This window comes from Staphylococcus sp. HMSC36A10 (genome assembly GCF_001838845.1).
Taxonomy (GTDB): Bacteria; Bacillota; Bacilli; order Staphylococcales; family Staphylococcaceae; genus Staphylococcus; species Staphylococcus aureus.
Map to the genome: position 1 here is coordinate 170,581 of NZ_KV839088.1, position 10,600 is coordinate 181,180.

Annotated in this window: 10 protein-coding genes; 1 reads left to right on the top strand and 9 read right to left on the bottom strand. The window is 33.5% G+C overall.

Going from position 1 to position 10,600, the window contains the following annotated elements; all coding sequences use genetic code 11:
• Positions 1-8: 8 nt before the first annotated feature.
• From cntA to HMPREF3247_RS04680, 7 genes are all read right to left on the bottom strand, one after another.
• Positions 9-1,607, bottom strand: a complete 1,599-nt coding sequence (gene cntA / locus HMPREF3247_RS04650; RefSeq protein ID WP_001229070.1) for a staphylopine-dependent metal ABC transporter substrate-binding lipoprotein CntA — start codon at positions 1,605-1,607, stop codon at positions 9-11.
• 139 nt (positions 1,608-1,746) lie between these two features.
• On the bottom strand, positions 1,747-3,051 hold the full coding sequence (gene cntM / locus HMPREF3247_RS04655; RefSeq protein ID WP_001566806.1) for a staphylopine dehydrogenase CntM: 1,305 nt from the start codon (positions 3,049-3,051) through the stop codon (positions 1,747-1,749).
• Complete coding sequence (gene cntL, locus HMPREF3247_RS04660) at positions 3,044-3,862, bottom strand: D-histidine (S)-2-aminobutanoyltransferase CntL (protein WP_001058839.1); 819 nt, start codon at positions 3,860-3,862, stop codon at positions 3,044-3,046. Before cntL ends, cntM begins: the two co-directional genes overlap by 8 nt.
• A gap of 10 nt (positions 3,863-3,872) precedes the next feature.
• Entirely contained in the window at positions 3,873-4,694 is an 822-nt protein-coding gene (gene cntK, locus HMPREF3247_RS04665; RefSeq protein ID WP_001081696.1) for a histidine racemase CntK, read from the bottom strand.
• A gap of 853 nt (positions 4,695-5,547) precedes the next feature.
• Positions 5,548-5,913: a hypothetical protein gene (locus HMPREF3247_RS04670; protein WP_000931252.1), complete on the bottom strand. Its 366-nt coding sequence runs from the start codon at positions 5,911-5,913 to the stop codon at positions 5,548-5,550.
• Positions 5,914-6,063: 150 nt separating this feature from the next.
• Complete coding sequence (locus HMPREF3247_RS04675) at positions 6,064-6,831, bottom strand: MBL fold metallo-hydrolase (protein ID WP_001026114.1); 768 nt, start codon at positions 6,829-6,831, stop codon at positions 6,064-6,066.
• Between the two features lie 99 nt (positions 6,832-6,930).
• On the bottom strand, positions 6,931-7,749 hold the full coding sequence (locus HMPREF3247_RS04680) for an SDR family oxidoreductase (protein WP_000824953.1): 819 nt from the start codon (positions 7,747-7,749) through the stop codon (positions 6,931-6,933).
• 235 nt (positions 7,750-7,984) lie between these two features.
• Between HMPREF3247_RS04680 and HMPREF3247_RS04685 the strand changes: the two genes are divergently transcribed.
• Positions 7,985-9,523: an AbgT family transporter gene (locus HMPREF3247_RS04685; protein ID WP_000200986.1), complete on the top strand. Its 1,539-nt coding sequence runs from the start codon at positions 7,985-7,987 to the stop codon at positions 9,521-9,523.
• A 75-nt stretch (positions 9,524-9,598) separates the two neighbouring features.
• Here HMPREF3247_RS04685 and HMPREF3247_RS04690 read toward each other — a convergent pair whose 3' ends face one another.
• Together HMPREF3247_RS04690 and HMPREF3247_RS04695 are read right to left on the bottom strand one after the other, a co-directional pair.
• Complete coding sequence (locus HMPREF3247_RS04690) at positions 9,599-10,021, bottom strand: carboxymuconolactone decarboxylase family protein (protein ID WP_001146734.1); 423 nt, start codon at positions 10,019-10,021, stop codon at positions 9,599-9,601.
• A 412-nt stretch (positions 10,022-10,433) separates the two neighbouring features.
• A partial coding sequence (locus HMPREF3247_RS04695; RefSeq protein ID WP_083324627.1) for a DUF1433 domain-containing protein occupies positions 10,434-10,600 on the bottom strand: 167 nt, incomplete at its 5' end.

Sequence of the window (10,600 nt, forward strand, 5' to 3'; positions counted from 1 at the left end):
TTGCTCCTTTATTTATACTGCATTTCATTGAATGGTAATTCATACTGTGATTGTGTGAATGATACTTTTTCTAAATCTTTCGGTGCAACAACTGTCATGCTACCGTGAGAAATAGGGATAAAGATACCTTCATCATCAATTTGTTTCAAGATGTTTTTATAAGCGTCTGAACGTTCTTTACCATTTTGGATTTTAAATGCGTCATCAATGCTGTTGTATATTTTATCTTTGTTCTCAATTCCTGATGTTGCACTTTCATAACCGTTTTTCGCTTTAAATGCTGCAATCGTACTTTGTGGATCGTACAATAATCCCCAAGTTTGGTTGAACATTAAGTCATAATCTCCAGAAGTACGACGTTCAGCAATTTTATCTGATGTTTCGCCATTGATGTTTAGTTTAATACCCATTTTCTTAAATTCTGCTTGTAAGTATTCAGCTTGTTCTTTTTGACTTGAAGAACCTTTGTCATAGTACATTGCCATTTCAAGGTTTTTACCATCTTTTTGACGAACATCGCTGTCTTTACCTTTCTTCCAACCAGCTTCATCTAATAATGATTCTGCTTTTTTAAGGTCATACTTACGTGTTGGCATATCAAAATTAATATCTGTTACATTTTTCGCAAATAATTGAGTTGCTGGTTTTTCTTGGCCATCTAAAATTTCTTTGGCAATTTTATCTCTGTTTACCATATGACCAATCGCTTGTCTGACTGTTTTGTCACTGACAGCGTTATCTTTTTTACCAGAATTGACAACTAACATTTTCGTATTCATTGGTTGACTACGCTTAACTTGATAGTCACCTGTATCTTTCAATTGTTTTAAAGAGTCTTTGTCTAAGCTATCTGTACCTCTATCGTCAGTAAAGGCAAAGTTTGTTTCACCTTTTTTCATAGATAGGAATGCTGTTTCACCCGCAGGCATCACTTTAGCTTGTACTTTATTAAGCTTAGATTTTTCGCCCCAATATTGATCGTTTTTGTTAAAGTCTGCAGACTCGTCTTTTTTATGTTCACCTAATTTAAATGGACCTGTACCATCGAACTTTTTAACGCCATCTTTCGTTGTACCGTTTTTAAAGTCTTTTGGAGACACAAATACATAAGGACGAGGCATCGCTAGTTCAGCTAATGCTGGTTGATATGCTTCTTTCAAACTCAATTCAACCGTGTACTTATCTTTAACTTTTACATTGTCAATCAATGTTGAAATCTTTAACCAAGAATGCAATTTTTTATTTTGTTGAACCGCATCAATATTTTTCTTAACTGCATCAGCATCAAATGGTGTTCCATCATGGAATTTCACATCATCTCTTAAATGGAATGTATATGTCTTCCCATCTTCAGAAATATCCCATTTTTTAGCTAGTAACGGTTTGATACCATCTTTCGTGTTACGTACAAGTGGTTCATAAATCATACTTTCAGCAGACATAGATCCACCATAAACATGCGGATTCATATCCCCGATATCTTTAACTGTTGTATACGTTAATTGCTTATTCTCTTTCTTTTCTTCTAAGCCTTTATTACCACCACAGCCAGTTAAAATTATCCCTGATGCAAGTAACATCGCACTCATTTTAGTTAGTTTTCTCATTCGTTTTTCCTCTTTCTAAATTGATAAGTTGCATTACTTAATCAAATCGTAATGATTATTTTTCTCAATTATTCGCTTATTTTTATGTAAATGTCAAACATAATTCAATAATTTTTTTCTTTTATAAAACTTCAAACCCTTAGTATGAAAGCGTTCTATTGATTTCCAAAAATTTTGTGACGAGCGCCTTATCCTCTTCAAATAAGTTTGTATTAAATTGAGAAGATAATTGTTGATCTTGATGCATATCTTTGTATGCCTGACAACTTGCTTCATAGCGTGTTAGGAACTGATCAATCATTGGCGTTTTGATACCTAGCATTTTCCCAATATGCTGAATCATCGCTGTTCTGTAGTAGTCTTCACTTGGCATTCTTGGAATTTGAACAACATCCTGTTCATTTTTATAGACTTGCTTAAATGGTACCGCTGAAAAATCAAAGTAGTGTCCTTGTTCATCCGGCTGTGAAAATGGATCAATGAGGATTGCGGTATATCTTACATAAAGCAGATACTCTTGTAAAATATCTGGCAAGATTTCGAAATGCTCAATATCACCTTCATCCAAAGTTTCAGGACGTACTGGATAATTCTCTTTCACCATAAATTGAAGCAGGTTGACTGACGGCACTCTAAATGCTTGTAAAATAGCCATCATTTCCTTCCACATTAAACGCATTTCACGGATTAGTGTCATCGTTATCGGTCCTTCAGGAAATAACTTATACACATAAACCGGTACATCCGTTCCTTCGAAAATGGCTTTCAATGAAAAGTCATTCATAAATAATGGAGGATGTACATATAGAGAACTGTTTCGTGTTTCTGCATGCAGTGGCGATTCAACGACTTCTAATTGAATATTCAATTGCTCAGACAGGGCATTGATATGTTGACACATCGTTGAATTTGAATGTGTTGATCCCATGTACAATTTCTTTTTCACACCAGTTGTCAAAACGTGGTTTGGCACTTCTTTATCGAGAATACGTGTATCGCCAAGATACGTTGAAAATGAAATAACCTCGATATCTTTATTAAATTTAGACATAAATTGTTCGACAATCATTTGCGAGCCAAATGTCGGTGATATTAGAATGACATGTTTCACACTCTGCAATGTTTCTAATGATAATTGTTGTAAAGTGTCATAGTATGCATCTGCTGTGCATGCCATTACAATCGTGTCGTATTCACCTTTTACATTTATTACATCTTTATATAAGCGATTAATATCAAATTTACCTTCTAGGTGTCTATGCGCCTCGTTTTGTACTTTAACTTCAAATCGCTTTTCTTTTTTATACGCTCTATATAAGCGTTTTGATTTTTCTGATGTTGAGGCACGTCCAACCATATCAATCTCATAATCTGATTTTAAATAGCAAATATTCGCTAATTGGATTGCGACCGGACCAGTGCCTATCATTAATAATTTAGACATCCGTAATACCTACCTTTATAGCTGCTTTTTTATAAAGTGCTATATCAAAAATTTGCTGTGGTCTCATGTGTTTATTCACACATTGCCACTTATCTTCCGCTGTTTCTTGTGACGGATAATTAAATAGTGCTTTGATGCCATCACCAAAACGCATTGCTACTACAACATTTTCATTAGTTAAATCATATAATTCCTCTAAAATGCTATACTTTAACGGAATTGTAGAGCTAAAAATAATATGCGTCACATCTTTGATATCTTTAAGCTCAGATACCTTTTGATCCGTAATTGTTATATCTTCATTTGGTGCTAAGACATTAACGATTCTGCGTCCTAAGTCAACGGCTTGTGGATCAATATCAATGCCGATAACTGAAGCACCTGTTTCTTTTGCTACTTGAATTAACGTCATTGGATATGCACCTGAACCAACTAACAATAATTTGTCATTGCTAGCTATACTACATTGTCCAAACTCTTCATCAATACAATGTTCTATGTTGTCAAAGTAACCTGTGGTAGACGCCTGTCCGTCTAATAGACGTCTTGCTCTAATTATCTCGACTTGTTTTACACATTGAGCTGTAATGTGTTGAAGTGATTTTATTAATTGTTCTTTTTCTTCAACGTCAAGCCAAGCATTAAATTGTTGTTCATAAATAGGATTTAAAATAAATTCACTATAGTCATCCATCAATGTTTCTAATGCTTCGATGTATTGATCGTCTTGTAATACACGCTCGTAATGCGCTTCAAATTTTTCCAAATATTGTTGTAATATCAATTTGATTTCATTATTAAAGTTATTCATTGTAGGCTCCTTATTCTATATATGCTTTTCCTGTAGCTACAGTTGTAACCTGTCCTTTAATTGAAGTTTGATATCCCAATTGATGACATTGCTTTGATGTCACTAAAATGCTGCCCCCTGGCTGATGTACTGTAAAATCTTTGCATGCGTCATTACGTTGATAATTATTAAAAACCCCAATTGATGCTGTACCAGAACCACAGCTATTTTCCCAAATTAAACTTTGGATTTCTGGTATATAGATTAATGGCTGTAAAAATTGACGTTGTTCATCAAAAAGCATTATACCTACTGTTTTATATTTGTTATTCCATTGTTGTTCACGTACAAATGTTTCAACTAAATGTTGAATTTCTGTTGTTACTTGATTAACTGGAATCACATAATGTACATATGTTTCATAAATAATTTCTATTGCTTTCCATGAATGATTACCCATGTTAATTGTTGTTGGCACAACACGATGGGCTTGTGGCATTTGAACTTCATAGTATTGATGATCATGAATGGAACATTGTACCAAACTTGAACATCCCGATACCTTCACCTTAAACTGTTGGTCTTTAAGCAAATGACTTTCCTGTAAATGATGTATATATGACATCGTCGCATTACCGCAAAATTCATTACCACTCATAACTAGATGAAAATTATTGCCATCATCATTTTGTGTTGATTCTATAAAGCCTACCTGTTCACAACATACATGTGTTGCGGCCATTAACTGATTGGCGATAGATGCATATTCACTAGCATCATGTTTTGAATGAACAAGTATCGTCATATTCCCCGAAGGATTATACTTAGAAAATTCTATAACCTGCCGATTCATACGACACTCCTTTAGATGTATTTTTAGAGCCTCTGTAATTTTTAATTACTAGAGGCTCTTATGCAGTTGTTGCGAAGCAAACAACTGTATTCCCCTAAACTTGTAATTTTTAATAGAAGATGAACCTAATAGCTATCTATTAGGTAAGTCATGCTAATTCCGCAAAAGCGAAAAGCATGGCTTTATATGCAGTTGGTGCGAATGCAAACAACTGTATTCCTCTAAACCTTGTAATTTTTATAAAAAGAACCTAATATTTTCCCATCTATTAGGTAAGTCATACTCATTCGCAGAACGAAAAGTATGACTTAGTACTCGGTTGTTGCATCAACATGCAACTCCAAACTTATTTAAAAGTGCTTCATGTGGCTCTATTAAGTAAATGCAATTGTCCGTATAACTACACCTACTCAAATGCGTATACTGTTTTCACCTCAACTAAAACTTCAAAAAAGTTGCAGAAAACAAATCGTAATTATTACGATTTGATTATATACTATATTAGTTGAGAATCATTGTCAATAAAGGTTGTAAATGAAAATTCATATATCCAAACGAGTTTCTTCCTTAAACATCGCCTATTCAAGACTTTAGAGACATTTTGAAAATTTTTACCAATAATTGAGTAGAAATTCCGTTCTCGTCAGTTCAATATTTTACGTATGTTGTCTCTACGTATTGGGTTAGTGAGAATAACCCACACTTGTAGAAACTCTTTGTTGTAAATGCACAATAGACATTCCTACTACCAAGCCTGTAACGGACTTTCACCGTCAAGTTGTTGCCCATGTCAGGCGCACCAAAAAAGCTTTGTACAATTTCGTACAAAGCCCTAAAAATTGATATAAACACATCATTGTTTTAATGAACTAGCCATATCAGATTTTATTTCATTTGCTAATATTTGTAATTCAGGAAAATAATTATTAGCAAAGCCAATTATTATTTTATTTTTTACAAACGTATTAATCTCTCGATCTTCTGGAATCGTATTGTCTATTAAATTCAAAAGATCAATATGATTTATATTCTCTATACTTACTGTATTTAAATATTTTAAAATCGCTAGATACAATTTATCAAATACTTCATGTTCAAAATCAAAGTCCAATAATAATAAACTAATGGAATTAGTTTCTAGCTGATTATCTCCAATTTTATCTGCAAGCTCTCGTATAGCTTGATATAATAATCTAAAACTTTCTTTTTCATTTAACATAAAATTCTCCTTAACTTATTAAAATAGACAATATACAGCTTATTCTATAGATACTCCTAAAGTTTGAACTCGAGATTCTGATAAATTAGATGCACGACCTACAATACGTTAAAACTAGCCTCAATCCATAAGATTTAAAATATCAATAATTTATTTTTCAAAAGTTAATAATTCACCATCATTTGGCGCAACTACTCTGTTAGTTAATTCATGTGATTCTAAAAATGCATGCAAGTCTTTACGAGATAAATGCCAATGATTGACCGCTTCCATATGCACAACAACAATTTGCGCAAGTGGCAATGTATTAGCAACTTTTAACACATCATGTTCATCCATAACTAATGGACCACCTTCAAAGAATTGATTTGCACCACCATTAAGAACAACAACATCTGGTTGATATGTTTTTAATGCTTTTTCAACCCCTTCAAACCAAACTGTATCTGCTGCTAAGTATAATGTCGGCTCTTCAGAATGTTTTAAAATCATGCCGTGAACATGTCCTGTCATTTTCAAAATTTCACCATGACCATGTTGAGCATCTGTTTTAATCAACTCAATTTCTCCAATGTGTGTCACATCATTAAATACAGAAACGTTTGTAAACCCATAACTCTCTACTTCACTAGCATCTTCTTCATTTTGTGCGTAAATTTTAATATCTTTCGGCAATACTTCAATTGCTTTCGGATCAAAATGATCAATATGCAAATGCGTTAAAATTACTAAATCGATGTCATTTATAATGTCTTCAATTGCCATAGGTAGTTCTACAAGTGGATTTTTTTGATCTTGTCTCGGTGAATTTGGAAATGGGTCAAATGAACCTTTATCACTTAACATTGGATCAAGTAAAATATGTTTCCCCCCATATTCAATAACAGCCGTGGCATTTCTTATATGTCTAATATTCATGTTATATCCCCCTATTTCATATGTCTTTCATTGCAACAATATGTATACATTGCTTACTTCATGCCAAATTCTTTTCCACTGGATATCGATTTTAAATAATTATTCCAATGTCTGCTTCCATGAATCATCACTTAACATCTCGCCAGGCCATGTGTAAGCCATCACACCACCATCAATGCGAATTGTTTCACCAGTAATAAATGAACTGTCGTCAGATGCTAAGAAGACTACTAATTTAGCAACTTCTTCTGGTTTACCTAAACGTCCCAGCGGAGTCATCCATTTTTGATTTTCTCTAAATGTTTTACCTGCATCATCTTCACTCGTACCTGTCAGTTTATCTACTAACGGGGTTTCAATTGTACCTGGTGCAATTGCATTGGCTCGAATGCCATCGCGGCCATACTCAATTGCGATTGATTTTGTAAAATTAATCACTGCGCCTTTCGCAGCATTATATCCAGAGCGATACAAGTCTGCTGCTTGTCCTGAAAATGAAGACGTATTAACAATAGAGCCACCTTGAGCCATCATTAAAGGTAACATCATTTTCGTCATTAAAAATGTCCCACGCATGTCTACATTCATAATCTTGTCATACACATCTAACGGGTATTCATGAATTCTACCTGCAGCATTGTCAACGCCTGCATTATTAAACAACACATCGATTCTTCCAAACTGTTCCTTTATGTCAGATACAAAGTCTACCACTTGTTGTTCATCTGAAATATCCACATTATACGCCTTCGCATTGTCACCATTACTTTTAACCTTATCGACAGTCTCCGATACCGCTTCAGCTATGTCTACCGCCAATACATACGCACCTTCTTGAGCTAAAGCGATTGCTGAAGCTTGTCCTATACCTGTACTTGCTCCTGTTACGACTGCAACTTTATTTTCCAAACGTTTCATCCAGTCACTCCTATACAACATATCTTAAACTTACAGTCCTTATTTTCCACTGTTCAATGCTTCATAAACCTAATAGATAAGTCTTTAGGCAGTCTTAACTACTCTCTGCTATACAATTTCTATTGAATAACTCAAAATATTTAACAATATTAGTTTTTTATTTTCTGAAAATTGTTACTTTTAAAAGTATTTTTTGTTACACTTTAAATATTTAACAAAGGGGGAGGAATAATTGATGACATCTAAAGAAAGACAAAAAGGTTCTATCGTCAATAGTTTCTTAAATAGTGTTGAAAAAATTGGAAATAAATTACCAGATCCAAGTATATTATTCTTTTTAATGTGTGTAGGTCTAGCAATTTTGACATGGCTTGTCTCACTATTTAATGTATCCGTTAAGCATCCAGGTACACATCAAACTATCCATGTTAAAAATATTTTAAGCCATGATGGTTTTACGATGATTATGAATGATGCCATAAAAAATTTCTCAGAATTTCCTGCATTGGGTTTAGTACTTGCTGTTATGATTGGCATTGGTGTTGCAGAGAAAACAGGATACTTCGACAAGTTAATGATTTCTGTTGTGAATCGCGCACCACGTTTCTTAATTTTACCGACTATTATATTAATTGGCATTTTAGGAAGTACAGCTGGTGATGCTGCGACAATTATCTTGCCACCGCTTGCAGCAATGCTTTTTATTAAAATTGGCTATCACCCTATTGCTGGTTTAACGATGGCATATGCTTCCGCTGTTGGAGGATTTGCAGCGAATATAGTTGTAGGTATGCAAGATGCTTTAGTCTATTCATTTACAGATCCAGCAACACGTATCGTTTCAGAGTCTATTAAAACAAACGTTGCTATGAACTGGTACTTTATCGCAGCGAGCGTCGTTGTATTGCTTCCTACGATATTGTTAGTTACAACTAAGCTCATTATTCCTAGACTAGGAAAATATGATGATAGTTTAATGCATGATGACCATGAAGAAACATCTTCACATATTACTGACAAAGAAGCACATGCTTTAAAATGGGCAAATTTTAGTTTTGTTGTCACAATCATTTTATTGATTATCACTGCAATTCCTGAACATAGCTTTTTAAGAAATGCTAAGACAGGCAGCTTATTAGACGATGCGCCATTAATAAATGGTGTCGGTTTAATTATTCTCGTCGTATTTTTAGTACCTGGATTAGTTTATGGTATTTTAAGCAAAGAAATTAAAAATACAAAAGACTTAGGTAAAATGTTCGGCGATGCTGTAGGATCAATGGGAACATTTATCGTTATTGTGTTTTTTGCAGCACAGCTACTCGCGTTTTTAAAATGGAGTAATTTAGGCATTATTGCTGCTGTTAAAGGCGCTAAATTGTTAGAACATCAAAATGGTATTGTTCTAATTTTAGGAATTATTATTCTAAGTGCATTAGTAAATTTATTAATTGGTAGTGCATCTGCTAAATGGGGAATTTTAGCACCCATTTTCGTTCCAATGCTCATTATTGTAGGATTTCATCCCGCATTTACACAAGTCATTTACCGTGTAGGCGACTCGATTACCAATCCAATTACACCAATGATGCCGTACTTACCTTTATTATTAACTTATGCGCAAAAATACGATAAACGCATGAAGTTAGGTGCTTTACTTTCTAGTTTAATGCCGTATTCAATCGCGCTAAGTATTGTGTGGACAGCATTTGTCATCATTTGGTTCTTATTAGGCATCCCTGTTGGACCAGGAGGACCGATATTCGTTAAATAGCAGTTTTTTTAAGCCACTAAACGAGGATTCTAATCGTTCAGTGGCTTTCATAATATAAATATTTAAGACATAAAACTATAAATTTTCACTAATAATGTTCAATCGATTCCAACTATTGATTTGATTTACCACGAATACTAAATCTGTAATTTGCTCTTCATCATAAAATATTTTTAGCCTTTCGATAATATCGAATTTTTTAAAATCTTTAATCGCATTTAATTTTTCAGCAAATTCTAAGGTCACTCTTTCTTCCTCTGAAAATAAATCTAGATGATTATAACTCATCACTTCATCGATTTTCATTTGCGTTACACCTAAATCTTTCAGTTCTTTCTTATGAAGATCAACACAATAGTCACAGCCATTAATTTTCGAAATAAGTAACTTAATCAAAGCACTTAGTTCATCATTAACGGGTGACTGATGAATAAATGTCTCACCTTGATTCATCACAGACATTAAACCTTTATTCTGCGTCGTAAAGTTATAGGGCATTTGCAATCTCTCCTTTTAAATTTTTGAATTGTTGCAAGGATCCAAATTTACCAACATATGACTTTTATTATCTCCAAAACATTTTATTTTATTGAATATAAAAAATGAATTTAAGATGTAAAAAGATAAAAAATGTTGGAGCTTACTATACCCTTTTTTATAAATCCTCACACACTTTTGTGCAAAAAAATAAATGCCGTTGAAACAATCACTTCGGCATTGTTATTCGGTATATGATTTTCTTATACTGACCACACTATTATTTCATTTAAATTAACGTGGTTCAGGTGTGTTAATGTACTGGAAAAATAGGCAAATACTTGTGAATATGAAGTAATTTATATTAATTGCGAAGTACTTTCGATAGCGATGAAATGGATTATTGGAAGGTTACATCAAAATAAAGAAGGCTCTAGTGTCCTTCTTTTTTATCTAATTCTTCTTTGATTTTTTCTGGTGATTTTAACTGATTGGCTGGCTTTAGTAACTCGCTTAATTTTTCACTTTCTATCATAGCACCACCAAATTGATAATTATGCTCTGGAGTAGCATAAGCAGTAAAATTATCTTTTTTATTTT